Source organism: Streptococcus sp. A25, from assembly GCF_043674095.1.
Taxonomy (GTDB): Bacteria; Bacillota; Bacilli; order Lactobacillales; family Streptococcaceae; genus Streptococcus; species Streptococcus suis_V.
On sequence record NZ_JBIMJO010000004.1, the window covers coordinates 50,189 to 75,402 of the forward strand.

At 45.7% G+C, this 25,214-nt stretch carries 22 protein-coding genes, 1 tRNA gene and 1 riboswitch; of the genes, 21 read left to right on the forward strand and 2 right to left on the reverse strand.

Annotated features, from left to right (window positions below):
- Nucleotides 1–24 precede the first annotated feature (24 nt).
- The 8 genes from ACHBID_RS02715 to ACHBID_RS02750 all read left to right on the forward strand — a co-directional run bounded on the left by ACHBID_RS02715 (nucleotide 25) and on the right by ACHBID_RS02750 (nucleotide 8,996).
- Nucleotides 25–2,358, forward strand: coding sequence for an endonuclease MutS2 (locus tag ACHBID_RS02715; protein ID WP_105161223.1), 2,334 nt, complete (start codon nucleotides 25–27; stop codon nucleotides 2,356–2,358).
- Nucleotides 2,359–2,376: 18 nt separating this feature from the next.
- Nucleotides 2,377–3,030: a GNAT family N-acetyltransferase gene (locus ACHBID_RS02720; protein WP_105111746.1), complete on the forward strand. Its 654-nt coding sequence runs from the start codon at nucleotides 2,377–2,379 to the stop codon at nucleotides 3,028–3,030.
- A gap of 377 nt (nucleotides 3,031–3,407) precedes the next feature.
- The gene (gene trxA, locus ACHBID_RS02725) at nucleotides 3,408–3,722 is read left to right on the forward strand and encodes a thioredoxin (RefSeq protein WP_105108141.1); all 315 of its coding nucleotides are present in this window, start codon (nucleotides 3,408–3,410) and stop codon (nucleotides 3,720–3,722) included.
- An 86-nt stretch (nucleotides 3,723–3,808) separates the two neighbouring features.
- Complete coding sequence (locus tag ACHBID_RS02730; protein ID WP_105161224.1) at nucleotides 3,809–4,843, forward strand: DUF389 domain-containing protein; 1,035 nt, start codon at nucleotides 3,809–3,811, stop codon at nucleotides 4,841–4,843.
- A gap of 60 nt (nucleotides 4,844–4,903) precedes the next feature.
- Nucleotides 4,904–5,842 (forward strand): peptide-methionine (R)-S-oxide reductase MsrB, encoded by a 939-nt coding sequence (gene msrB, locus ACHBID_RS02735; protein WP_105161225.1) that lies wholly within the window; start codon nucleotides 4,904–4,906, stop codon nucleotides 5,840–5,842.
- 106 nt (nucleotides 5,843–5,948) lie between these two features.
- Nucleotides 5,949–6,053: riboswitch (glycine riboswitch) on the forward strand.
- Nucleotides 6,054–6,164: 111 nt separating this feature from the next.
- Nucleotides 6,165–7,499, forward strand: a complete 1,335-nt coding sequence (locus ACHBID_RS02740; protein WP_125266549.1) for a sodium:alanine symporter family protein — start codon at nucleotides 6,165–6,167, stop codon at nucleotides 7,497–7,499.
- A 63-nt stretch (nucleotides 7,500–7,562) separates the two neighbouring features.
- Nucleotides 7,563–8,402 (forward strand): mechanosensitive ion channel family protein, encoded by an 840-nt coding sequence (locus tag ACHBID_RS02745; RefSeq protein ID WP_105161227.1) that lies wholly within the window; start codon nucleotides 7,563–7,565, stop codon nucleotides 8,400–8,402.
- A gap of 9 nt (nucleotides 8,403–8,411) precedes the next feature.
- A complete protein-coding gene (locus ACHBID_RS02750) occupies nucleotides 8,412–8,996 on the forward strand; it encodes a DUF4352 domain-containing protein (RefSeq protein ID WP_105161228.1) in 585 nt (194 codons plus the stop codon).
- Nucleotides 8,997–9,254: 258 nt separating this feature from the next.
- On the opposite strand, the gene ACHBID_RS02755 is transcribed toward ACHBID_RS02750, so the two are convergent.
- The gene (locus tag ACHBID_RS02755) at nucleotides 9,255–10,121 is read right to left on the reverse strand and encodes an RluA family pseudouridine synthase (protein WP_125266554.1); all 867 of its coding nucleotides are present in this window, start codon (nucleotides 10,119–10,121) and stop codon (nucleotides 9,255–9,257) included.
- A complete protein-coding gene (locus tag ACHBID_RS02760) occupies nucleotides 10,121–11,089 on the reverse strand; it encodes an NAD(P)/FAD-dependent oxidoreductase (protein ID WP_394731622.1) in 969 nt (322 codons plus the stop codon). Before ACHBID_RS02760 ends, ACHBID_RS02755 begins: the two co-directional genes overlap by 1 nt.
- A gap of 268 nt (nucleotides 11,090–11,357) precedes the next feature.
- Here ACHBID_RS02760 and pbp2a point away from each other — a divergent pair, with 268 nt between their 5' ends.
- The 13 genes from pbp2a (at nucleotide 11,358) to ACHBID_RS02825 (ending at nucleotide 25,214) form a co-directional block, all read left to right on the forward strand.
- The gene (pbp2a, locus tag ACHBID_RS02765; protein ID WP_394731641.1) at nucleotides 11,358–13,550 is read left to right on the forward strand and encodes a penicillin-binding protein PBP2A; all 2,193 of its coding nucleotides are present in this window, start codon (nucleotides 11,358–11,360) and stop codon (nucleotides 13,548–13,550) included.
- Nucleotides 13,551–13,599: 49 nt separating this feature from the next.
- Nucleotides 13,600–13,752 carry a 50S ribosomal protein L33 gene (gene rpmG / locus ACHBID_RS02770; RefSeq protein WP_002940258.1) on the forward strand — a complete coding sequence of 51 codons (153 nt, stop codon included), beginning with the start codon at nucleotides 13,600–13,602 and terminating at the stop codon, nucleotides 13,750–13,752.
- Between the two features lie 9 nt (nucleotides 13,753–13,761).
- Complete coding sequence (gene secE / locus ACHBID_RS02775; protein ID WP_105111754.1) at nucleotides 13,762–13,938, forward strand: preprotein translocase subunit SecE; 177 nt, start codon at nucleotides 13,762–13,764, stop codon at nucleotides 13,936–13,938.
- A gap of 107 nt (nucleotides 13,939–14,045) precedes the next feature.
- Entirely contained in the window at nucleotides 14,046–14,582 is a 537-nt protein-coding gene (gene nusG, locus ACHBID_RS02780) for a transcription termination/antitermination protein NusG (protein WP_105111755.1), read from the forward strand.
- A 116-nt stretch (nucleotides 14,583–14,698) separates the two neighbouring features.
- Complete coding sequence (locus ACHBID_RS02785; RefSeq protein ID WP_394731623.1) at nucleotides 14,699–15,613, forward strand: metal ABC transporter solute-binding protein, Zn/Mn family; 915 nt, start codon at nucleotides 14,699–14,701, stop codon at nucleotides 15,611–15,613.
- Between the two features lie 10 nt (nucleotides 15,614–15,623).
- Complete coding sequence (locus tag ACHBID_RS02790) at nucleotides 15,624–18,827, forward strand: pneumococcal-type histidine triad protein (protein WP_394731624.1); 3,204 nt, start codon at nucleotides 15,624–15,626, stop codon at nucleotides 18,825–18,827.
- Nucleotides 18,828–18,952: 125 nt separating this feature from the next.
- Nucleotides 18,953–19,537, forward strand: coding sequence for a DNA-directed RNA polymerase subunit delta (gene rpoE, locus ACHBID_RS02795; RefSeq protein ID WP_105122387.1), 585 nt, complete (start codon nucleotides 18,953–18,955; stop codon nucleotides 19,535–19,537).
- A gap of 152 nt (nucleotides 19,538–19,689) precedes the next feature.
- Nucleotides 19,690–21,297 (forward strand): CTP synthase, encoded by a 1,608-nt coding sequence (locus tag ACHBID_RS02800; protein WP_394731625.1) that lies wholly within the window; start codon nucleotides 19,690–19,692, stop codon nucleotides 21,295–21,297.
- A gap of 132 nt (nucleotides 21,298–21,429) precedes the next feature.
- A complete protein-coding gene (locus ACHBID_RS02805; protein WP_394731626.1) occupies nucleotides 21,430–22,998 on the forward strand; it encodes an ATP-binding cassette domain-containing protein in 1,569 nt (522 codons plus the stop codon).
- Nucleotides 22,999–23,068: 70 nt separating this feature from the next.
- Nucleotides 23,069–23,154: transfer RNA gene (locus ACHBID_RS02810), tRNA-Leu, on the forward strand.
- 163 nt (nucleotides 23,155–23,317) lie between these two features.
- A complete protein-coding gene (locus tag ACHBID_RS02815; protein ID WP_208562947.1) occupies nucleotides 23,318–24,199 on the forward strand; it encodes a class II fructose-bisphosphate aldolase in 882 nt (293 codons plus the stop codon).
- A gap of 329 nt (nucleotides 24,200–24,528) precedes the next feature.
- Nucleotides 24,529–24,717: a 50S ribosomal protein L28 gene (gene rpmB / locus ACHBID_RS02820; RefSeq protein WP_001140948.1), complete on the forward strand. Its 189-nt coding sequence runs from the start codon at nucleotides 24,529–24,531 to the stop codon at nucleotides 24,715–24,717.
- A 131-nt stretch (nucleotides 24,718–24,848) separates the two neighbouring features.
- Complete coding sequence (locus ACHBID_RS02825; protein ID WP_105111305.1) at nucleotides 24,849–25,214, forward strand: Asp23/Gls24 family envelope stress response protein; 366 nt, start codon at nucleotides 24,849–24,851, stop codon at nucleotides 25,212–25,214.

The following is a 25,214-nucleotide window of genomic DNA, read 5'->3' on the forward strand; positions in this document are numbered from 1 at the left end:
TACTCTTTTTCTAAGTAGGAAAGTATGAATCATAAAATTATTGAAACCCTTGAATTTCACAAAGTAAGACGAAAAATTGAGCCCTATCTGCTGACAGACCAGGGCTTGGACGAATTACGGCAACTGGAGCCCATGGTGGACATCAACCGTATCCAGCAGGCCTTTGATGAATTGACAGACATGGGGCAGATTTTTGTGGAAAATCCCTATTTCAGCCTGTCTGAGACTACAGACATCAATCCAGCCATGCGTCGTTTGGAGTTGGATACGGACCTCAATATTACGGAGCTCTTAGCTGTCAAAAAAGTCCTGGAGGTGTCCAAATCCCTCTTGGATTTTTATGGCAATCTGGAAAACATCCAGCTAAGCCAGTTGGACAAGCATTTTGAGAAAATCGAGCTCTTTCCGCATCTACAAGGCTCGCTCCAGTCCATCAATGATGCTGGTTTTGTAGAGGATTTTGCTTCTGAAAAGCTGGCGAAAATCCGCCGGAAGATCCGTGAAGCAGAGGATCAGGTCCGTCAGGTCATGCAGGATATTTTGAAGAACAAGAGCGATATGCTGTCAGATACTATCCTGGCTAGTAGGAACGGTCGCAATGTTCTTCCTGTAAAAAATACCTATCGGAATAAGATTGCAGGGGTTGTCCACGATATTTCCGCTTCTGGCTCGACCGTTTATATTGAACCACGGGCTGTAGTGAGTTTAAATGAAGACATTAGTCACTTGCGTGCAGAAGAACGGCATGAAATTAGTCGGATCTTGCAGGAATTGTCGGATATGTTGCGACCACATAGCGGTATTATTCGGAATAATGCTTGGGTCATTGGTCATTTGGACTTTATTCGTGGCAAACATCTTTTTGCGCGTGAGTACAAGGCGGTGGTTCCTAGGCTTTCTGATAAGCAGGATATTGCCCTGCTCAATGTCCGCCATCCTCTGATTGCCCAGCCTGTACCCAACGACCTTTATTTTGGTAGTCAGTTGACGGCTATTGTGATTACAGGTCCCAACACGGGTGGTAAGACCATCATGCTCAAAACCTTGGGTTTGACCCATCTTATGGCCCAGTCTGGCTTACCAATCTTGGCTGATAAGGGTAGTCGGGTCGCTGTTTTCAAGGAAATTTTTGCGGATATTGGTGATGAACAGTCCATCGAGCAGAGTTTATCGACCTTCTCCAGTCACATGACCCATACGGTAGCGATTTTGGCGGAGGCGGATCAGGATTCCCTCATTCTCTTTGACGAGTTGGGGGCGGGTACAGATCCCCAAGAGGGTGCGTCGCTGGCAATGGCTATTTTGGATGACCTTCGCCTGCGGGGGATCAAGACAATGGCGACTACCCACTACCCTGAGCTCAAGGCTTACGGGATAGAAACCTCAGGTATTGAAAATGCTAGCATGGAATTTGATACCAATAGCCTGCGTCCGACCTATAAATTTATGCAGGGTGTTCCTGGTCGCTCCAATGCCTTTGAAATTGCCCGGCGTTTAGGTTTATCGGATATCATCATCCAGTCAGCCCAGTCTTGGACCGATACAGATAGCGATGTGAACCGCGTTATCGAGAAATTGGAAAGTCAGACAGTTGAAAGTCGCCATCGACTAGATAAGATTCATGAAGTAGAACAAGAAAACTTTAAGATGAACAGGGCTCTCCGCAAACTCTATGACGAACTCAATCGTGAGAGAGAAAACGAGCTCAATAAGGCCCGTCTGGAAGCTAGGGAAATCGTTGACTTGGCTTTGGCAGAAAGTGAGGACATTCTCAAAAATCTCCATGCAGCAGCCAGCCTCAAACCCCATCAGATTATCGAAGCCAAGGCCGAGCTGAAAAAATTGGCGCCTGAAGTGGTGGATTTGTCTAAAAACAAGGTGCTGAAAAAAGCCAAAATCCAGCGTGCTGCCAAGGTGGGTGATGATATTATCGTCACAGCCTATGGACAACGTGGTACCTTGACCAATCAACTAAAGGACGGCCGTTGGGAAGCACAGGTGGGCTTGATTAAGATGACCTTGACTAAGGAGGAGTTTGAGCTAGTTAAGGTGGAGAAGGCAGAGCAGCCTAAGAAGCGCCAGGTTCATACAGTTAAACGTGCCAATGTACGAGGACCAAAAGCCCGCTTAGACCTCCGTGGCAAACGCTACGAAGAGGCTATGATGGAATTGGATGAATTCATCGACCAGGCCCTGCTTAACAATATGGCCCAAGTCGATATTGTTCACGGTATCGGTACTGGAGTCATCCGAGAAGGAGTGACCAAGTACCTCCGTCGCAACAAGCAGGTCAAGGAGTTCGGCTACGCCCCACAAAATGCTGGTGGATCAGGCTGTACCATTGTGACCTTTAAGTAAGGAGCTATGAGTAACATTATGATTATCAGAAACTATCAAACCAGTGATGAAAAAGGCTGGGTTTATTGCAAGGCACTCAGCTACCTCTTTTCCCCATTCTTTGATGATAGAGAAACAGAGAAGCCCGAACTAATGACAGACGTTTATGACTACCGCGTGGAATGGGTGGCTGAAGTAAACGGACAAATTGTTGGTCTAATCGACATCGATATTTACACGGAAGAGTGCAGCCAGTCTTATATTTACGCACCAAGTAAGCGGACAGCTTATTTTACTAACCTAGCAGTCCACCCTGATTTTCAAGGTCAGGGTATTGCCCAGGCGCTTTTTGAAAAAGCAGAGCAGGAGTTGAGAGAGCAAGGTGTAGAGAAACTAGCCATCTTTACCAGAGAGGGAGATGTAGCCAATCACTTGTATCAAAAATGGGGCGGACAGCTAGTTTGCTCGGACTATCTAGTCGTCGGAGCACCCAAAGACATCCCAACCATCCGTTTTGGAATTGATTTAGAGCGAGGTAGATTGTCCTTTTCAGATATTGAAGGTCAGCAAGTTCCCTACTATTTGAGAGAAGGTGTTTATGTAGTCAGTGAAGAAGCTGGCTTGGGTCTCTTTGACATAGAAGATGCCTATCAAGAATTGACCTACGTGGTGGATTTGACGGAAAAAAGTTGAAAAGGTTCAACTTTTTTCTTTTGGCAATGAACCTGGCAAGTCAAAGGGATTATTAGTCCCCTCTGGTATCCTTACGGTCTAGTTTCACTTGTTCAATCTGCTTTTCAATTTAAGATATCCAAAGTATGTCTATTCAATTTCTTGCTCCGTAGCACCTACTCCGTCATCTTGTCCCGTTGCTACAACTGGATTTGACAGGAAGAACCATTTTCTATTTCACGCTTGCTCCCTGCGGTCTAGCTTGGCTTGACAATAGTCCGTTTTAAGTCACTATTTTTTCGACATGCCTATCTCCACTCTCATCCCGTAGCAAAAATTCGCATTCTCTCTTCATTTGGTGTAGAATGATAGTACCAAAATCAGAAATGGAGAAAATCATGGTTCAAGTTATTACAGATGCAAACTTTGAAGTTGAAACACAAGAAGGCGTAGTCCTTGTTGACTTTTGGGCACCTTGGTGTGGTCCATGCCGCATGCAAGCACCAATCTTAGAGCAATTAGCAGGCGAAGTGGATGAAGATGAACTGCGTATCTACAAGATGGATGTTGATGAGAATCCAAACACAGCTCGTCAATTTGGAATCATGTCTATCCCAACCCTTTTGTTCAAAAAAGATGGACAAGTTGTGAAACAAGTAGCAGGTGTGCATACCAAAGACCAAATCAAAGCAATCTTGGCAGAAATTGCCTAGCTAGGAAGGACTGAGAAAAGTCCTTTTTATCTATCAAAAAATAGATTGTTATAATAAAGTTACCTAAAAAACTGAGAGTGGAGAATATGAAAAACAAGTATTTTACAACCATGGAATACCGTGATAAGCTCTTTGAAGAGTTGGATTTACAGACTCGTGATATAGTTATCCTAATGTGTGCGATTTTTATTGCTTCTGTTGGTTTAAATATGAATAGCACGGCAGTGATTATCGGTGCTATGCTGATTTCCCCCTTGATGACACCGATTGTTGGGCTTGGTCTGGGCTTGGCGATTTATGACCTTGCCTTGATGAAGAAGGCGTTGAAGTTGCTGGCTGTCGAAGTTGTTATTAGCCTGCTGGTATCCAGCATCTATTTCTATCTTTCGCCGATTACAGTAGCCAGTACAGAGTTGACTGCTAGAATTTCGCCGACAGTCTGGGATATTATTATTGCCATTGCTGGCGGAATTGCTGGAGTGATTGGCAGTCGGAAAAAAGAGGCCAATAATATTGTGCCCGGTGTTGCCATTGCGACAGCCCTCATGCCTCCTATTTGTACAGCAGGTTTTGGCTTGGCTCATGGTAATACCCAGTACTTCTTTGGAGCCCTCTACCTCTTTTTGATCAACTGTATCTTCATCATGTTGACCACCTTTTTCGGCTCCCGCTTTATGATGCGACGGACCAAGGCAGTTGAATTGAACAAATTGAACCCAAAATTGAGATATGGTATGACGGCTCTAGTACTTGCCTTGACCATTCCGAGTCTGCTTTCAGCAGGAAATCTGGTCTTAGACTATGCCCGTAAGGATGCCATGAATCAATACATTAGCGAGAAATTTACCTCTCACACTATTCTTAGCCGGACTTATAATAAAACTAAAAATCAGTTGGAGATTACCATTGTCGGACAAGAACTGACCGAACAAGAATTGGAAAAATTAGTCAAGGAAAAGTCGAAATACGGATTAGAGAAATTGACGGTCAAGGTCAACCAGGTTGCCAGCTTGTCACAGGCAGATGCTAAGGAGGTTTACCAGTATATTGACCAGTATATTGAGCAAAAGTTGTCCAACACAGATACAAAAAATGAAGAAATTCAAGATGAGATAGAGTAGGCGGGAGGAATATGCGTCCTACTTTTAAGAATAGATTAGATGATATAGGAGGAGACAAACATGAAAGAAATTTACCTAGCAGGCGGTTGTTTCTGGGGAATGGAAGGCTACTTTTCCCAGATTGATGGCATTCTTGACACCAGCGTGGGCTATGCTAATGGGCAGGTGGAGACGACCAATTATCAACTCCTCAAACAAACAGACCACGCAGAGACGCTCTATCTAGCCTATGATGAGACTCGTATCAATTTGCGGGAAATTCTCCTCTACTATTTCCGCGTCATTGACCCCTTCTCTGTCAATCAGCAGGGACCTGACAAAGGTCGCCAGTATCGGACTGGTATCTATTACACAGATGAGGCTGATTTGCCGACTATCGAGCAAGTCATGACGGAGCAGTCCCAGCTCTTTGGCGGACGCCCCCTAGCCGTTGAAGTGGAGCCACTCGCACATTACATTCCCGCCGAAGATTACCATCAGGATTATCTCAAGAAAAATCCCCAAGGGTACTGTCATATCGATCTTGGGCAGGCAAAAATCCCTCTGATTGATGTAGCAGACTACCAAAAGCCAGACCAGCAAGTCTTAAAAGACAGCTTGACCGACCTCCAGTATCAAGTCACTCAAGAAGCTGCGACGGAAAGACCCTTCGAAAATGAGTTTTGGAATAGCGACCAAGCTGGCATCTACGTCGATATTACGACTGGCGAGCCGCTCTTTCTCTCGACAGACAAATTCGACTCAGGCTGCGGCTGGCCCTCCTTTACCAAACCAATCAGCAAGGAAGTGGCGACTTATTTCCAAGATAAGTCCCACGGCATGAACCGTATTGAAGTCCGCAGTCGGGCTGGTCATGCTCATTTAGGTCATGTCTTTGATGATGGACCACGTGATAAAGGCGGTCTCCGTTACTGTATCAACTCCGCAGCCCTTCGCTTCATCCCGAGAGAGGAAATGGAAGAAGCAGGATATGGACTGTTTTTGGACTTGTTGGGATAATTTTTTGAAAACTTGCTTGATTTTTCCTGAAAAATAGTCTAGAATAGAGCAAGATAAAACTGAATAACCGGTTGATATTGGGTAGAAGGGAAACTGACTGTTCAATGGACGGAACTCTGGAGAGACCATTTTGGCACCGAAGGGGCAAGGTAGTCCTGCTTGGAAAAGTAGAGCTACTGAAACTCTCAGGTAAAAGGACAGAGCGTTGAAAAAATAGGCTTTTTCTGTATTTTTCACGTTGATTCTAGAGGTTGAAGTGTTCAGCCTCTTTTTGTTTTTCCGGCAGCTTTATAGGATTAGGAATCATACTTAGGAGGAAGCTATGTTAGAATTGATGCAAAACATTAATAACCTTGTGTGGGGTCTGCCCCTCTTATTACTATTGGTCGGAACGGGTGTCTATTTTACCCTTCGGTTGGGAATCTTTCAAATCAGTAAGTTGCCAACGGCCTTTCGTTTGATTTTCTCCAGTGACCAGTCTGGTCAGGGAGATGTGTCCAGCTTTGCGGCCCTTTGTACAGCTTTGGCAGCGACAGTTGGTACAGGAAATATTGTCGGAGTTGCGACAGCTATTACTACAGGTGGACCAGGTGCCCTCTTCTGGATGTGGGTGGCGGCCTTTTTCGGGATGGCAACCAAATATGCAGAAGGCTTTTTAGCCATTAAATACCGTACCAAGGATGCCAATGGGCAAGCAGCAGGAGGTCCGATGCACTATATCACCTTGGGGATGGGACAAAAGTGGAAGCCTTTAGCAGTTTTCTTTGCCATTTCAGGAGTTTTAGTGGCCCTCTTGGGGATGGGAACTTTTTCTCAGGTTAATTCCATTGCCTCATCCATGTCTGCTAGCTTTGGTCTGGCTCCCCAGTTGGTCAGCATCGTAACTGCCATTTCCATCGCTTTCTTTATCTTCGGAGGGATTGAAAAAATCTCTGATGTTTCAACTAAAATTGTCCCATTTATGGCGATTTTGTATGTCTTGGCAAGTGTAATCGTTTTGGCTCTGCATTGGGATCAGCTCTTGCCAACCATAGCTATGGTTCTTACATCAGCCTTTACCCCAGCAGCAGCTGTGGGTGGCTTTGCAGGTGCGACCGTGCAACAGGCAATCCAGCGTGGGATTGCGCGTGGGGTGTTCTCCAATGAATCTGGTCTAGGTTCGGCGCCTATTGCAGCAGCAGCAGCTAAGTCAGATAATCCAGTAGAACAGGGCTTGATTTCAATGACGGGTACCTTTATCGATACACTCATCATCTGTACCTTGACAGGCTTGACGATTCTAGTAACTGGTCAGTGGTCTATAGAAGGGTTGGCAGGGGCTCCGCTCACTCAGGCAGCCTTTTCGACAGTATTTGGACAGCCAGGTGTCTTGGCCTTGACCATCAGTTTAGTTCTCTTTGCCTATACGACCATTCTGGGTTGGTCTTATTATGGGGAACGCTGTATTGAGTTTCTATTTGGAACCAAAGCCATCTTACCTTACCGTCTGGTCTTTGTAGCTATGGTTGCCTTAGGTGGTTTCCTCAAGTTGGACTTGATTTGGACCATCGCAGATATTGTGAACGGGCTCATGGCTCTTCCAAACTTGATTGCCTTACTGGCTCTCTCGCCTGTTATCATCAAGGAGACACGCCAGTATTTTGCAAAGAAGAAATAAGATGAAAGACAGTCATTTGGCTGTCTTTTAGGTTTTTATAGTTTTTTCTGCTATAATTATCTCATGAATGATTTTATTATCAAGTATTTTTCTCAATTTAATATTGAGGTCATTGTGACAGCAGGTCTAAATAAGGTTCTATCGCTAGTTTTACTCTTTGTTGCATTTTACATTATCAAGAAGATAGCCAAAGCTTCTGTGAAAAAGGTTTTGGTTCCCTCTCTAAAGGTATCTACACAAGACATTGGTCGCCAAAAAACGATTAGCCGTCTGGTGGAGAGTATTCTGAATTATTTGCTCTACTTTATTCTCATTTATTGTATCTTGAGCATTTTAGGCTTACCGGTATCTAGTCTTCTTGCAGGAGCCGGGATTGCCGGGGTAGCTGTTGGGCTGGGGGCACAAGGTTTTCTCTCAGACTTGGTCAATGGATTCTTTATCTTAATTGAACGACAGTTTGACGTCGGAGATGTGGTTAAGTTAACCAACGGTCCCATTACTATTTCAGGCACCATTGTGAGCATGGGTATTCGGACGACACAAGTACGTGATGCAGATGGGACCTTGCATTTTATTCCCAATCGTAATATCCTTGTCGTGTCCAATCAATCTCGTGGAGATATGCGAGCTCAGGTAGATATTCCGCTTAAATTTAACACCGATTTGGAGCAGGTAAGTCGAGTAATTGAGGAAGTCAACCGTAGAGAAGTTGGCAACTTTGATCAGATTACAGGTGTGACAGTTCTTGGACCGCAAAATACGACCAATGGTCAGTTTGTTTTCCGTGTCAATCTATTTGTAGCACATGGTCAACAAAGCAATATCTACCATCAATTTTTAGGATTTTATCAAGATGCCCTACGCCAGGCAGGCATCGACCTGCCTACAGCCAGCTTGAAATAAGGAGTTCCTATGCAGCAGAAAGATTTCGTCGTCGAAGACGGCTATATGTACTATCCTAAGAAAGCTCTCTACAAACAGCCCCTCTTTTGGACCACCATAATTGGCGCTGTAGCCAGTCTTGTGCTAGGGGTGACTTGCTTGTTACTCATCATTGGTCTTGGCTTTAGCGAGCTTTCTCTGGACCAGCCTTCTACGGAATTTGATAGCACCAGGACCTATCGAGAGCACGAGGTCGGAGAAAGTGTTGACTTTGCGGATGGCCTGCGCGTGACGGTGCAATCCATGGGACAAGACGACAGCGTGGATCTGGTGGATGATTATTACCCTTCGGCCTATGTGGTAGATTTGGAAGTGGAAAATCCTGGTCAGGAAGATATTTACTTTGACGAATATTATTTTAACCTGATTGACCTTTCAACGGACTTCCCTTTGACCCTGGACTTACGGACCTATGATGTCAATCTGGCTGAGAAAATAAAGGCCGGTGAGAAGATATCTGTCCGTCTTATCTATGGTTTGGACGGTGAGACCAATCTTGGTTTTGTCTATGATGATGTCATGTGGACGGAGCAGCTGATTGGCCAGGGGATTTGATACTCTTCGAAAATCATCTTATCCGTTGTCAAGAGCCTTGGTGAGTGAAAAGATCCGGGGGAGGTTTTCAGCCTGTCGCCTTGAAACGAGAGAGCGACAGAGTTCTACCTTCGGCATTTTTGAGGCGAACAAGTTCGCTCTATTTCCAGCCTTCAACTGTTCCCCAAACAGTTGAAGCTGGGCTAGATTGATTTTCATTGAGTATGAGTAAAGCGGGTAATTAACATAAAATTATATGTAAGTTAAAAAGCTGAAACTTCAGCTTTTTTTCAGTTCTTTCTCAAAACTCTCCGACCTTGCTTCTACACTAATTTCTTCGAGTGTCAGTGGGTGGGTCAGGCTGAGGCGGGCTGCGTGGAGCATGAGGCGGGGAGCGCTGACTTTGCTATAGAGTGGGTCGCCAATGAGGGCATGACCGTGGTGGGCTAGGTGGACGCGGATTTGGTGGGTGCGTCCAGTTTCTAAGCGACAGGAAATCAGGCTGTTCTTGCCGACTTTTTCCAGTTGTTTGACATGAGTGACAGCCTCCTGACCCTTGCGGTGATCGACCAATCGTTTCCTGCGATCATGACGGTCGCGCCCGATTTTGTCTGTAATGGTCCAACTCTCCTGCTTGAGATGACCTTGGCAGAGGGCTAGATAATCGCGATAGATGACCTTATCCTCTAAGAGACGGTTGAGAATGGGCAGGATAAAGGGATTTTTGGCAAAAAGAATGGCTCCGCTGGTCTCCATATCCAGCCTGTGGACCACATAGCAGGTTTGACCGACATAAGCTGATACATGGTTGAGCAAGGCGATTTCCGTCGGCTCATTGCCGTGGGTCTTCATTCCTTCGGGCTTGTTAACGATAATCAGATGTTCATCTTGATAGAGCTCTTCGACCAAGTCTGCCTGCCCCATAGGAATCGTCTTTTCCGGATAATCTTCCTCATCAAAGGTCAATTCTAGCAGGTCACCGGGAGCAATGGAACTCTGCCAGTTAACGGTTTGCCCATTGACGGTGACGTGTTTTTTGGTGCGGAGGAAGTGGCGGATTTTTCTGGGAATGAGAAAATAATCTTCCAAGACTTCTTTGACAGTCAATTCTGGAAAGGCTTGGGGAATGCGAATGTTAATTTTCATCATAGGCTGGTTGAGTGTTTTGGTTGCACTTTTTCGTTTGGATTGATGTAGTTCATGGCATTGTTGACGGCAGTCGGAGCCTCGCCAAAGCCTGTAGCAATCAGGTCAACCTTGCCTTCGTAGTAGCAACAATCGCCGATAGCATAGACGCCGGCCTGTGAGGTTTCCTGTTTGCTGTTGACTAAAATGCGGTGACGATGCAGGTCTAATCCCCATTCTTTCAGGGTTCCGACCGATGATTTGAAACCGTAGTTGACAAAGAGGTGGTCGAAGTTCAGGGTGAGCTGGTCCTCGCTCTTGACCTTGTCGAAACGAATAGCAGCAGCTCTGCCATTTCCCCCAGAAAGTTCCTTAGGAACATAGGGAGTGTGGATGGCGACGCTAGACTTTTTTAGGTCCTCGACGCTGTGCTCTAGGGCACGGAAATTGTCGCGTCGGTGGACGATGCTGGTGGTTTTGGCGATTTTTTCAAAGGCCAGAGACCAGTCAACAGCGGAGTCGCCACCACCCAAGACAAGGACGTCCTTGTCTGCGTACTGCTGGATATTGGACACATGGTAGTGAACGTTTTCATAGCTGTCAGCTCCGTCAATCTCCAGAGGACGGGGCTTGAAGGCTCCGCCACCCATGGCGATGATGACCGACTTGGTCTGGTGGGTGTCCTTGTTGGTTGTCAAAGTGATGACTTCACCCGGTTGGATAGCTATCAGGGTTTCATTGAGGCAAATAGTGGTGTCAAATGGGGCTAACTGGGCAAGCAGGTTGTCCGTCAATTCTTGACCAGTCAGGCTTGGGAAGGCAGGAATGTCCAGGATGGATTTTTCAGGATAGAGGATGGCGGGTTGTCCACCGAGTTGGGGCAGCGAATCAATCACTTTGACTTTGGCCTGGCGCAGATGGGCGTAGAAGGCAGCAAAGAGCCCAACAGGACCACCGCCGATAATGGTAATGTCGTAGATTTCAGTCATAGTCTTTTCCTTATCAATAGAGAATAGTCCTATTCTACCATATTTTCAGTCCTAAGACCGATTTTATGGGCTGTCACAGTTCAACCAAAGGATTGGTAGCTGAAAAATTTGGGCCGATATAGTATAATAGTCCAAAACTAGAGAAAGAGGAGGGGGCATGGACAAGGACGATTTGCAGTTTGAGCCCATTGAAGTGCCAGAGGATTTCGAGTCTCTGGACCAGACCAAGGCCTATACTAGCGACCAATTTACAAGCGCAGAGTCTGACATGGGAGAAACGAAAAACATAGACCTACCAGGTTTAGAAAGTGGGAAGAAAATCAGATTTAGTCGTCGCTCAGCCCGAGGCAGTCGTGACAGGTCCGATAAACCTAAAAAGGAAAGTCGGATTCCAGAGCCTGCTCGCAAATTTTGGCGCCGTTACCAGCTGACTAAAATTCTGCTGATTATTCTGGGTGTTTTGATACTGACGGTGGGAGGCTATCTCTTCTTCCTAGCCAAGACCGCAAATGTTGGCGATTTGCAGGAGGCCCTCAAGGCCAAGACGGTTATCTATGACAAGGACGGTTTGGAAGCTGGTACCCTGTCGGGGCAGAAAGGAACCTATGTGGAGCTGGATGCCATTTCGGATAATCTGGAAAATGCCGTCATCGCTACGGAAGACAGGACTTTTTATGAAAATTCTGGTATCAACTACAAGCGGACCCTACTGGCCTTCCTCACCTTGGGCCGGTCTGGCGGTGGTTCGACCATTACCCAGCAGTTGGCCAAAAATGCCTTCCTGACTCAGGACCAGACCATTAGCCGGAAGGCGAGGGAGTATTTCCTGGCCCTTGAAATCAATAAAAAATATAGCAAGCAGGAAATCCTGACCATGTACCTCAACAATGCCTATTTTGGCAACGGGGTCTGGGGGGTTCAGGATGCTAGTCTCAAGTATTTTGGGGTTAATGCTAGCGATTTGAGTCTGGAGCAATCGGCTGTTTTAGCCGGCATGCTCAAGGGGCCTGAGATTTACAATCCTTATTATTCCATTGAAAATGCGACCAACCGCCGTAATACTATTTTGCAGGTCATGGTGGATGCCCAGTTTATTGATCAGGCAACTGCTGATGCAGGAATGCAGGTGGACGTGGGCAGTCAGCTCTACGATGCTTATGCGGGCAAGGCTAGCAACTATGCCTATCCCTCTTATTTTGATGCGGTTATTGCAGAGGCCATTGACCGATATGGATTGAAAGAAAGTGACATTATCAACAACGGCTACCGGATTTATACGGAGATGGACCAGACCTCTCAGGCTAATCTCCAGGTGATTTTTAATGATGAGAGTCTCTTCCCGCAGTCTGCCTATGATAGTTCCTATGCTCAGGGGGCAAGCGTGGCCCTGGATCCGTCTACAGGTGGCGTTCGAGCGCTGGTTGGGCGGGTTAATTCATCCGAAGATTATGCCTTCCGTAACTTCAATTTCGCAACCCAGGCCAAGAGAAGTCCGGGTTCGACCATCAAGCCCTTGGTTGCCTATGCTCCGGCAGTGTCGGCAGGCTGGGAAATTGATAAAGAGCTGGACAACCACACGACGACCTACGGGACCTATACCTTGCAGAATAATGACCTGTCTACATCGGAATCTATTCCAATGTACCAAGCCTTAGCCCTGTCTTACAATTTGCCTGTGGCATCCATTGTCGACACCTTGGGGATTGACACCGCCTTTGAATACGGGAAAAAATTTGGCCTGAACATGAATAAGGTTGAAAAGGTACTAGGAGTGGCTATAGGATCTGGTGTGGAGACCAATGCCCTGCAAATGGCCCAGGCCTATGGTGCCTTTGCCAACCATGGGACCATGAAGGATGCTCATCTGATTAGCCGTATTGAAACGGCCAATGGCAAGGTCATTGTGGACCACCGTTCTCAGTCGACCAAGGTGATCGATAAGTCAGTGGCAGACAAGATGACCTCTATGATGCTGGGAACTTTTACCAACGGTACAGGGGTCAATGCGGATGTCTACGGCTACAATCTAGCCGGAAAGACGGGGACTACCGAGACCAACTTTGATGTCTCTCTTATCAATGACCAGTGGATTATCGCCTATACACCTGACTTGGTTATCAGCCAGTGGGTTGGTTTTGAAAAGACTGACGAGACCCACTATATCGATGCCAATAATTCCTGGAAGGCGCCTGTGCTCTTCCAAACAGTTGCGGCCAATCTCTTGAGTCAGACCAGCGGGACACCATTTACAGTGGACAATGCTTACGCCATGAATGGCATTGTGCCTATCAATCAAGTGGAGACAGGACCGACAGAGCCGGTCATCAGCCCAGAGCAAATCCAGGAAATCAGTGACCGAGCAAGACAGCTTCTAGAAGAAACCAAGCAACAAATCATTGATGCCCAGCTACCTGAGCGAGCACGCACCCTCATAGACAATATAAGAAGTTGGTTTGAGTAGTTGTCAAATGAGCTAAAACATGATAAAATAAGGTTTATTGGAGGGCTATATGGCACTAAAAAAAGCAAGCCTAGCTTGTACAGTTTGTGGATCTCGTAACTATTCTATTTCCCTATCGAGCAATCCCAAGCCAACACGGTTAGAAGTAAATAAATTTTGTAAACACTGTGGTCAGTATACGGTCCACAAGGAAACTAGATAGGAGTAGCAGGTGAAATTCGTCGCAGATATTTTCCGTATTTTAAAAGACACTGCCTGGCCAACGCGCAAGCAGAGTTGGAAAGATTTCTTCTCAGTCGTAGAATACACAGCCTTCTTCGTGGTACTTGTGTATATATTTGACCTCATTTTGTCCAAGGGCTTGATGAGCTTGATCAATCTTTTCTAGTAAAATACTTGCCATTTGTAAAATGGAAGTGGTATAATAAAGAAAAGCGAAAGCCTTCGGGCTTTTTTTAGCGTCTTCAATACAGCTTTCAAAAGAAAGGAACGACTATGTACGATAGTTTTGATAAAGGCTGGTTTGTTCTACAAACCTATTCAGGATACGAGAACAAGGTAAAAGAAAACCTTCTCCAACGTGCGCATACCTACAATATGTTGGAAAACATCTTGCGCGTGGAAATCCCAACCCAGACGGTTCAGGTAGAAAAGAACGGCGAGAAGAAAGAAGTGGAAGAAAATCGCTTCCCAGGTTATGTCTTGGTAGAGATGGTCATGACTGACGAGGCTTGGTTCGTGGTTCGTAATACGCCAAACGTTACAGGTTTCGTGGGTTCTCACGGTAATCGTTCCAAACCAACTCCACTCTTAGAAGAAGAAATCCGCCAAATCCTGGTATCTATGGGACAAACAGTCCAAGGAGATATCGATGTCAAGGTGGGCGACACAGTCCGCATCATTGACGGTGCCTTCACAGACTACACTGGTAAAATCACTGAAATCGATAATAACAAGGTTAAGATGGTTATCTCCATGTTTGGTAATGATACCATTGCAGAAGTGAATTTGAGCCAGATTGCAGAATTATAATATCCATCAGACAGAACAGTTAACAACTGTTTTGTCTTTTTTATTAAAAATACTTGACCAGTTAACTATTTTTATGTTATAGTTAACTGGTTAACGAAAAAACAAGGAGAAATCTAATGAAGTGGATGAAATATCTCTTTTTATCACTCATGCTACTAGTCCTCTCGGCCTGTGGCCAGCAGAGCCAGTCTAGCCAAGTCCAATCTGGTCTGCGGATTGTGACTTCCTTTTACCCAATTTATTCACTGGTTAAGGAAATTTCTGGTGACTACAATGACATCCGTATGATTGGCTCCAGAAATGGGATTCATTCTTATGAGCCCTCGCCAGCAGATGTCAAGGGAATATACGACGCAGATGTCTTTATCTACCATTCTAAGATTTTGGAGTCCTGGGCCGGTCGCCTGGAGCCGAATGTGCAAGGTTCCAAGGTCAAGGTCCTGGAGGCCTCCAGTGGTTTAGAGCTACAGCGAGTTCCTGGTCTGGAGGATGTGGAGGCGACAGAGGGCATGGACGAGGCCAGTCTATACGACCCCCATACCTGGTTGGACCCAGTTCTGGTGGGGCAGGAGGCGGTCTTGATTGGTAATTTACTGGCTGAGGCAGACCCTGAGCGGGCTAGTTACTACAACGAAAATGCCAGCAAGCTCCAGCAGCAATACCAGGATTTGGCAGACAAATACAAGCCTATCTTTGAAAAAACAAGATCCAAGACCTTCGTCACCCAGCACACAGCCTTTTCCTATATGGCTAAGCGCTACGGCCTCCAGCAACTGGGCATAGCTGGTGTGTCAGAGGAAGAGCCTAATCCACGAGAATTGGCAGAAATCAAGGAATTTGTCGATACCTACGATGTCAAAACCATTTTTGTGGAAAAGGGCAAGTCAGACAAGCTGGCCCAGACCTTGAAGAGCTCCACAGGTGTTGACCTGAAAATCTTGGACCCGCTTGAGGCAGATCCAGAAAACAATCTAACCTATCTGGAAAATCTAGATGCCGTCTTAGACACCCTCGCCAAGGAATTACAGTAAAGGAGAAAACATGAAAAACAAGAAATTAGTTGGTTCAGTAGCCGCCCTGGTTCTGGGCATGAGCATTTGTAGCTACCAGCTGGGACGTTACCAAGCCACGGAAGACAGCAAGAACCGAGTAGCCTACATCGAAGACAGCCAGACAGAAAAGAGTATGCTGGCTGAACAGTTGACGCCAGAGGAAGTTTCTGCCAAGGAAAATATCGACGCCGAGCAGATTGTGGTCAAAATCACCGACCAGAGCTATGTGACTTCTCACGGTGACCATTTCCATTACTACAATGGCAAGGTGCCCTTCGACGCGATTTTCAGCGAAGAGCTGATTATGACCGACCCAGCCTATGTCCTCCAAGACAACCACATTGTCAATGAAGTCCAGGATGGCTATGTGATTAAGGTAGATGGCCAGTATTACCTCTATCTCAAAGATAAAAAGCAGCAGAAAAATGTGCGGACCAAGGAGGAAGTTCAGAGACAGAAGGGGGTATCCTCTTCGGACAAGACCTATCAGGAGGCTGGTGGCGGCCGGACAGCAGATGGTCGCTATAAGACCGATGACGGCTATGTCTTCAACCCTACTGATGTGATTGAGGACACGGGAGACGGCTTCATCGTGCCTCACGGTAGCCACTTCCATTTTATTCCTAAGAAGGACCTGTCTCCGTCCGAGTTACAGGCAGCCCAGGCCTATATTGACGGCAAGTCCTCAAACAAGGGTCAGTCGACCAAGGACACTTACCCGTCTCAGGGCCAGACTGGCTCGACCGCCCTTTCAAGCCACTCAGGTCAAGATTTGAACAGCCTCTTGGCCCAGCTAGATGCTACACCGCTCTCCCAGCGCCATGTAGAGGCCGACGGTCTGGTCTTTGACCCACGCATGATTAGTAAAAAGACCGCTGCCGGCGTCATCATCCCCCACGGCGACCACTATCATTTCATCCCTTACAGCCAGATGTCGCCACTGGAGGCTCGGATTGCTCGGATGATTGGGGAAAATAGCAGAGCAGGCTCAGGGCATACAGCTGCCCAGCCTACGCGGACTGACTATCCGACAGGCACAACCCAGCCAGCCACACCAGCCAATCCCCCTCATCAATCCCAGCCAAGTCCTGCACCAAAACAAGGTCCTACTGATTCCCAAGCCACTAACCAGCCATTTGTTACCTATCTAGGTCGTCGCATCCCTGCCTACGGCAAGGGATTGGATGGCAAGGTCTATTTCACCAGCGACGGCTACACCTTCAGCAAGGCCAGCATCACATCTGTTGATGACCAGGGCTTGATTGGTAGCCACGGTGACCATTTCCACTATGTCGGCTTTGGCGAATTAGAAGACTTTGAAATCAAGCAAGTCGAAGAATGGGTTCGGGAAAAGAAAGGCTTGACAGGAAATACTAAGCCTGCTAATAAACCAGCCACTCCAAAACCAAGTCAGCCGACGGCGCCGACACTTCCAGTCCTGCCAAGCCAACCAGCTCTTCCTGAACAACCGGCTCAACCAAGTCCAGTTGATACGAGCGTAAACAAACCAGTCTTTGATCCGCAAGCCGTGACTGGCAAGCAGCTTGAGGCAGGCAAGGTCTTCTACCAAGTTCAGTTGGACGGCAAAAGCTACCGTTACAGCCGAGATGAATTGGACCTGATGAAAATTTCCTTTGCAGAATTGCGCCTGATGGAACTGGACAAGGACTACCGCTTTGACACGGCTCCACAGGTTGCTGGAGATTTGGCACCAGCTATGCACGTCAGCATTGACAAGATCCCAATGAAGGGAGCCAACGCGACCTACGATACAGGCGAGTCCTTTGTCATTCCCCATATCGACCATATCCACATCCTGCCTTATAGCTGGCTGAGCAAGGAGCAGATCGCGACCATTCGTTACATTATGCAGCACCCAGAGGTTCGTCCTGCAGCTTGGACCACAGCAGGTCATGGCGATGATGTCATGGATCCAAATGCCCTGAAACCGATTGCCAATGCGACCGACCAGGCTCAGCGTACCGGCCTGAAAAACTGGCAGATTATCCACACGGCTGAGGAAGTGGCAGCAGCACGCGCCCAGGGCCGCTTTGCTACCAACGACGGCTATATCTTTACCCCAGAGGACGTCCTGGATCCGGCCAGCTTTATCTTCAGCGGCGCCTTCAGCCTGCCACGGGCGACCGGTGGTTCCCTCCGATCTATCGCCAAAAAAGAGCTGTCAGACCAGGAGTTGGCGGCAGTCCAGGCTCTCTTGGACCAGTGTGATGCAGAAATACTGGCTAAAAATGTTACACCGATTGAAAAACGTGAAGGGTTGAAAAACTGGCAGATTGTTCACTCTGCAACAGAACTGGCTGAAGCTAAGTCTGCAGGGAAATACACAACAAAAGATGGCTATATTTTTGATCCAGCAGACCTATTAGATCCCAAAGTGAAAATAGGTACGGATAACTATCGCATCCCACGTGTAATTACAGATGGTTACCGTCGGATTAACAAGAGTGATTTGAATTACTTAAGCGAGCTAATCCCAGCAGAGGCTATGGTGGCTCAACGTGAGAAATCTAATTCTAGTTCACCGTCAACACCTGTACCAACTGAAACAGAAGCAAGTGCAGGCGAGACAACAACGCCAGAACAGCCGCAAGTTGCCAAAGAAACAGCAGAGGAAATTTACAACCGAGTTGAAGCGAAGAAAGTCGTTCCTTTCGAAGCACTGACCTACAATGCTGGCTATGCGACCGAAGTACGCAACGGGACTCTGGTAATTCCGCATCAAGATCACTATCACTATGTATCCTTTAAATGGTTTGACCAAGGTAGTGCAAGAAGTCCTGAAGGGTATAGTCTAGAAGATTTCCTAGCAACAGTTAAATACTACATGACTAATCCACAAGAACGCCCAGTTTCAGACGATGGCTGGGGAGTATTTACACCAAATACACCATCTGAATCGACAGAAGAAATAGAGACGGAAGAAAGTGATGAAGAAATTATTTCTGAGGAAACTGAGGAAATTGACGAGTTTACAGAAGAATTAAAACGAAGAGCAGAAGAGTTTGGCATGGACTTCAAAACCTTTGAACAAAGTCTGGTCACACTCTCAGACCGTTACAGAGTTTCTTTTGAAGCTTTCGAATATGATGCAGCAAGCAAAGTTGTTCGACTTGTAGATAAGGATGGGGTCAAACGGACCATCTCCCTTCCAAGTTTAGAAGAACAAGTATAGTAAACAAAATACCTGTAGCGCTGAGCTCTGCAGGTATTTTTTACAGAAAAACGATAAAGATTATCTTTGACTATTTGCTTTTTTTAGCGTAAAATAGAAAGGAAAGACAAAAAAGGAGAAAAGCCTTGGAACTTAACGTATTTGCAGGACAAGAAAAAAGCGAACTTTCCATGATTGAAGTAGCTCGTGCTATTTTGGAAGAACGTGGACGTGACAATGAAATGTACTTCAATGACTTGGTCAATGAAATTCAGAATTATTTAGAAAAATCAAACAGTGAGATTCGTGTAGCCTTGCCAACTTTCTATTCTGACTTGAATGTGGACGGTAGTTTCATTCCGCTAGGTGAAAACAAATGGGGTCTTCGTTCATGGTATGCCATCGATGAGATTGATGAGGAAGTTATTACTCTCGAAGAAGATGATGAAGATGCGCCAAAGCGTAAGAAAAAACGTGTCAATGCCTTCATGGATGGTGATGAGGATGCTATCGATTATGGCAACGATGATCCAGAAGATGAAGATAGTTACGAAGACAAGCCTGGTTCAGAATACGATGATGAAAATCCAGATGATGAGAAGGATGAAGTAGAATCATACGACTCAGAAATCAATGAAATTATCCTCGATGATGAATTGACGGATGATGAAGAAGTTGATGTCGGTGAAGAAGATGACGACTATTCTGACGACGAGTCGACAGAAGACTAAGTTCAAGATTGACAAACGCATCGAATTGAGTTAGTATATTATCGGGCACCTCTTTTGAGGTCAGGGCTCCCTAGTTGATAGGGAGCTATTTTTGTTTTTTCTTCATGTTGCTTACCCCCTCCATGCGACATGAGCAGAGGAAAGGAGTTTGCATGACAAAATATATTTTTGTAACTGGTGGTGTGGTTTCGTCGATTGGTAAAGGAATTGTGGCGGCAAGTCTGGGTCGTTTGTTGAAAAATCGTGGTCTCAAGGTGACCATTCAGAAATTTGACCCCTATATCAATATTGACCCAGGGACGATGAGCCCTTACCAGCATGGTGAAGTGTTTGTTACGGGTGACGGTGCGGAAACGGACTTGGATTTGGGACATTATGAGCGGTTTATTGACATCAATCTTAATAAATATTCCAACGTGACAACAGGGAAAATTTACAGCGAAGTCCTTCGAAAAGAACGCAAGGGCGAATACCTTGGGGCTACTGTGCAGGTTATTCCACATATCACGGATGCTTTGAAGGATAAGATTAAACGCGCTGCTCGGACAACAGATGCCGATGTGATTATTACAGAAGTCGGTGGAACTGTCGGTGATATTGAAAGTCTGCCTTTCCTTGAGGCTCTGCGTCAGATGAAAGCAGACGTGGGCGCGGACAATGTCATGTATATTCACACGACGCTCTTGCCCTATCTCAAGGCGGCTGGGGAAATGAAAACCAAGCCGACCCAACATTCGGTCAAAGAATTGCGCGGATTGGGCATTCAGCCCAACATGTTGGTCATTCGTACAGAAGCGCCAGCCGGCCAAGGGATTAAAAATAAATTAGCCCAGTTCTGCGATGTGACACCGGAGGCGGTTATTGAGTCACTCGATGTGGAGCATCTTTATCAAATTCCGCTCAATTTACAGGCCCAGAATATGGACCAGATTGTCTGCGACCATTTGAAATTGGATACACCGCCAGCGGATATGACAGAGTGGTCAGCTATGGTTGACAAGGTACTCAACCTCAAGAAAAACGTTAAGATTGCTCTTGTTGGAAAATACGTCGAACTCCAAGATGCCTACATTTCAGTTGTAGAAGCCTTGAAACACTCTGGCTATGCCAACGATGCTGCGATTGAGTTGGATTGGGTCAATGCCAACGACCTGACAGCAGAAAATGTAGCTGACCGACTTGGACAAGCCCAGGGAATCATCGTACCTGGTGGCTTTGGTCAACGCGGTACCGAAGGAAAAATTCAAGCCATTCGCTATGCGCGTGAGAATGATGTGCCTATGTTAGGCGTCTGCTTGGGCATGCAGTTGACCTGTGTGGAATTTGCTCGCCACGTTCTTGGATTAGAAGGAGCCAATAGTTTTGAGTTGGATCCAGAAACCAAATACCCAATCATTGACATCATGCGTGATCAAATTGGTGTCGAAGACTTGGGCGGCACCCTCCGCCTTGGCCTCTATCCAAGCAAGCTCAAACGAGGCTCCAAGGCTGCTGCAGCCTATGACAACCAAGAAGTTGTCCAGCGTCGCCACCGCCACCGCTACGAGTTTAACAATGACTTCCGTCAGCAATTTGAAGAAGCTGGTTTTGTCTTCTCTGGTGTATCGCCAGACAACCGCTTGGTTGAGATTGTTGAAATTCCTGAGAACAAGTTCTTTGTGGCCTGTCAGTATCACCCAGAACTCCAATCTCGTCCAAATCGTCCTGAAGGACTCTATACTGCCTTTGTCACAGCTGCAGTTGCGAATGAAAGCAAATAAGTATTGACAAGCGCATTTGAGTTGAGCACCCTTAGGATGCTCAACTTTTTGGAGCAAGGCTTGACGAATTAGTGGATTCTGTTAGTTTTTTAATATGTGTAATGAGTGATCTAGGAAAAGGAGGGAGAAGAAGTGAGGAACCTTCATTTTATCGCGACATTGGTGGCGATTAGCTTGGTAGCAGGATTAAACGTGCTCTTTAACTACCAGATAGCAGGAATAACCGATAGTTTAACTAGTGGGGATAGGGCTGGTTTTATGGTACAGATTTGGCAGTTGCTTGCGATTTTATGCTTGATGCTGCTAGCAGAGTTTGTTCGTCAAGTCTGCAATCAGCGATTTTTGAATAGGGTTGGTTACAAGATTCAGGCTACTCTAGTCAATCGTTTTTTGCAGGGGCCCAGCTTGCTCAAGCAATCAGAAGTAGCGGAACGGGTTTCAGCTATTCATAATGATAGCGAGATGGTCAAGGAACTCTACTATGATACCCTGTTTTCCCTCTATCAAGGAGTGGTGTCCTTCTTGTTTGCCTGTCTGGCTCTCTTTGGTTTGGATAGCCAGGTATCCATAGCAATCCTGCTTTTGACCTTGGTACCGATTGGGCTACCCTACCTTTTTCAAAATAGTCGGCAAAGGGTTCAGGAGGCCATCTCGCGGGAGAAGGCTGTCTATCAGATTCTGCTCAATGACCTCCTTTCAGGTCTAGCCATTATCAAAAATGCCAATCGTAGCCAGTATTTTTCTGACAAGACAAATGATCAATACAAACGAATCTATCAACTGGAAGACCGGAGGGCTTTTCTGTCAGCCTTGTTGAATGTCCTATCTGGTTTGTTCTTCTATCTATTGACGGTTCTGATTCTCTTTTTGGGAGGTCAAAGGATTTTGGCAGGTCAAATGACAGTAGGAGCCTTGGTGGCAATTTATAGTATTTCTTTAGAATTGACCATGCCGATTAGTTTGATTGCATCGTCTATCGCAGATATGGCTTCTGTTCGTAATCTACGTGAACAGCTCTTAAAACAGGAATCAGCTCCGCCTTTTTCCAAAAAAATCAAACACCCATTCACCTCTCTTCAGGTGCGCAATCTTTCTTTTTCTGTAGAGGGAACTCCCTTGTTTTCGGGGTTGAGTCTAAACTTTGAGCCTGGGAAGAAGTATCTGATTCAGGGAGAGAGCGGCGTAGGTAAATCGACCTTAGCTTACCTCCTGATGGGACAAATGGGTCAGGGTGATGAAGGGGTCTATCTGAATGGGCAGCCTTTGAAGGAAGTGGTAGAAGAGGTGGTTCAAGCTAATCTTGCCTTTCTGCCACAAAAAGTGAAACTCTTCCATGCCAGCATCTGGGAGAATATTAGTTTGGGAAGGGATATTGACGAGTTGGAGGTTCTTACTTGGTTGCAGTTGGTAGGCTTGGGACAACGTTTTGCAAGTCGTCAGCAGTTGGAAAGTGAGCTATTTGATGCAGAATCAACTCTTTCAGGTGGGCAACAACAACGCTTGGCCTTGGTGCGGACCCTCTTGCTCCACAAACCTGTCTTGCTCCTAGATGAATCCCTTTCAGGTTTAGATGATCGGACCTTTGCCATGGTGGAACAAGCCCTGCCTGACTTGGAGAGGACAACGGTCATTCATATTAGTCATCGTTCATATCATGAGGCAGACTATGATCAGATAGTGGTGCTGGAGAGAAGAAAGTAATAAATATGAACTTTTTTTCAAAAAAGTGTTGACAAGGGTATTACCCCGTGATATACTTATCTAGTGTTCAGCGGGGATGGCGGAATTGGCAGACGCGCAGGATTAAGGATCCTGTGACCGCTTTAGGTCGTGAGGGTTCAAGTCCCTCTCTCCGCATAGGACTTTCAGACTGGTTTAACCAGTCTTTTTTTTTTGTGCCTGAAAGTTATGTGAAAATTTTCTCATACGGATACAGTTTCAGCTAGCATTTTTTTGAGAATCGTGTTAAAATAAGAGGGTATGGGGGATGACTCCCAAAAAATATTAGGAGGCTCTTAGAATGCCATTAGTTTCAGCAGAAAAATTTGTCCAAGCAGCGCGTGACAACGGTTATGCAGTTGGTGGATTTAACACAAACAACCTTGAGTGGACTCAAGCTATCTTGCGTGCAGCAGAAGCAAAACAAGCTCCAGTTCTTATCCAAACTTCTATGGGTGCGGCTAAGTACATGGGTGGTTACAAAGTAGCTCGCAACTTGATCGCAAACTTGATCGAGTCAATGAACATCACAGTTCCAGTTGCTATTCACCTTGACCACGGTCACTACGAAGATGCACTTGAGTGTATCGAAGTTGGTTACACTTCTATCATGTTTGACGGTTCACACCTTCCAGTAGAAGAAAACCTTTCAAAAGCAAAAGAAGTTGTAGAATTGGCACACGCTAAAGGTATCTCAGTTGAAGCTGAAGTTGGTACTATCGGTGGTGAAGAAGACGGTATCGTTGGTACTGGTGAATTGGCTCCAATCGAAGATGCAGTAGCAATGGTTGCAACTGGTATTGACTTCTTGGCAGCTGGTATCGGTAACATCCACGGTCCATACCCAGAAAACTGGGAAGGTCTTGACCTTGACCACTTGCGTAAATTGACAGAGGCTGTACCAGGTTTCCCAATCGTATTGCACGGTGGTTCTGGTATTCCAGATGCACAAATCCAAGAAGCAATCAAATTGGGTGTTGCTAAAGTTAACGTTAACACTGAGTGTCAAATCGCATTTGCAAACGCAACTCGTAAGTTTGCAGCAGCTTATGAAGCAAACGAAGCAGAATACGACAAGAAAAAACTCTTTGACCCACGTAAATTCTTGGCTGACGGCGTAAAAGCTATCCAAGCATCTGTTGAAGAGCGAATCGACGTATTTGGTTCAGCGAACAAAGCTTAATGTTATATAAGTAATGCTATCTAAACCAACCGCAAGGTTGGTTTTTTGAGTTTTATCTAATCTACTGTTTCAAACAGTCCTATTCTGTGAAGCAATCTCTGATTGCGAACAAGGAAATCCGTTTTTTCAATGGCTTGTCCTTAGAAGATTTGAAACAAGCTTGGTCAAATGTCAATTCTGTCTGATAGACAGGCTTCAATATTCTTGGAGAACTGTCGAAAGAAAAAAATAAAAATATTCCTTGCCAACTTCATTCTTTTCTGTTAGAATAGTATGGTATGTGGTGCTAGCACATCCGATATATTTGATCAAATGAGGAGGAAGATACAATGGCTAAAGTATGTTATTTCACTGGTCGTAAGACTGTATCAGGTAACAACCGTTCACACGCAATGAACCAAACTAAACGCGCAGTTAAACCAAACCTTCAAAAAGTTACTGTTTTGATTGACGGTAAACCTAAAAAAGTTTGGGCTTCAGCTCGTGCCCTTAAATCAGGTAAAGTAGAACGCGTTTAAGAAATGACCCTTTTGGGTTATTTTTTTTGCCAAAGAAACCTAGTCTTCCGTCTGCTGTCACAAGCTTGTTTTTTACAGAATGGCGAAAGTATGGTAAAATGGAGTGATAAAACTATTTGAGGTAAAGTAATATGACTGTTAAAATCAATACAAAAGACGGCCAAATTGAATTGACTGACGACGTGATTGCCACAGTTGTCGGTGGAGCTACGACCGAGATTTTTGGTGTGGTCGGCATGGCTAGCAAATCCGCCATCAAAGACAATTTCCAGGCTCTTTTGAGAAAGGAAAACTATGCCAAGGGCGTTGTCATCAAGACCTTGGAAGATGGTCGTATTGCAGTTGATGTCTACACTGTTATGAGCTACGGTGTAAAAATCAGTGAAGTATCTCGCAATATCCAAGAACGTGTCAAGTTCAACTTGGAAAATCAATTGGGTATCTCTGTGGATGCCGTTAATGTTTTCATCCAAAATATTAAAGTCGTAGGAGAATAA